Source organism: Amycolatopsis kentuckyensis (assembly GCF_002155975.1).
In the GTDB taxonomy this organism is placed as follows: Bacteria; Actinomycetota; Actinomycetes; order Mycobacteriales; family Pseudonocardiaceae; genus Amycolatopsis; species Amycolatopsis kentuckyensis.
Genome location: NZ_MUMI01000469.1, coordinates 1 through 677, shown reverse-complemented (window position 1 = coordinate 677; position 677 = coordinate 1). Strand labels below are relative to the sequence as shown.

The following is a 677-nucleotide window of genomic DNA, read 5'->3' as shown; positions in this document are numbered from 1 at the left end:
GCCTTGGTGGGCGGGTGTGCTGCCCTTCCGCCCACCAAGGCATCACGCATGCTCAGAAGGCCACCAAGGCCGATCGCTCTCCCACCCGCTGAACCCTTTCGCACCCCCAACCCCTCTTATCGTGTGAAGCCACCTCAAGAGGGGAGACAACCGATGGGTTGGGTGAGCGAGCAGCTCGTCGAAGCGGCACAGGACGGCGACCTCGAATCGATCACCGCGGTGGTCCACGGAGCACACCCGCACGTCCGCCGCTTCGCCGACCACCTCTGCGCCTCGCCCCAGGACGCCGAGGACGCGGCCCAGGAGGCCCTGCTCGTCCTGTACCGCAAGATCGGCACCCTGCGGGCGTCGGCGGCGCTGGCGTCGTGGATGTTCCGGATCGTCCGCAACGAGTGCCTCCGCCGGGCCCGGCGGCTCCTCGACGACACGACCGACCCCGGCCTGGCCGCGTCCGCCGAAGACGAGGTCCTCAAGCGGCTCGAAGCCGAACGAGTCGCCGAAGCCATCCGGACGCTGCCCGACGTCCAACGCCGCGTCCTCATCATGCGCGACGTCCTCGGGCACCCGGGCCGGACCGTCGCCGACGCGCTCGGCCTGAGCACCGCGGCCATGAAGTCCCACCTGCACCGGGCCCGGACCGCGGTCCGGCTCCGGCTGCACACCGCCTGAAAGGAACC

The 677-nt window shown here is 70.8% G+C and carries 1 protein-coding gene; it reads left to right on the top strand.

The genetic code is table 11. The annotated features are described in order from the left end of the window. Window positions 1-153: 153 nt before the first annotated feature. Window positions 154-669 carry an RNA polymerase sigma factor gene (locus CCN39_RS37245; RefSeq protein ID WP_086850127.1) on the top strand — a complete coding sequence of 172 codons (516 nt, stop codon included), beginning with the start codon at window positions 154-156 and terminating at the stop codon, window positions 667-669. The last annotated feature ends 8 nt before the right edge of the window (window positions 670-677 follow it).

Bases quoted from the DNA above. Each gene is read 5' to 3' on its own strand.
- CCN39_RS37245 (WP_086850127.1), top strand. From the start codon at position 154: ATGGGTTGGGTGAGCGAGCAGCTCGTCGAAGCGGCACAGGACGGCGAC.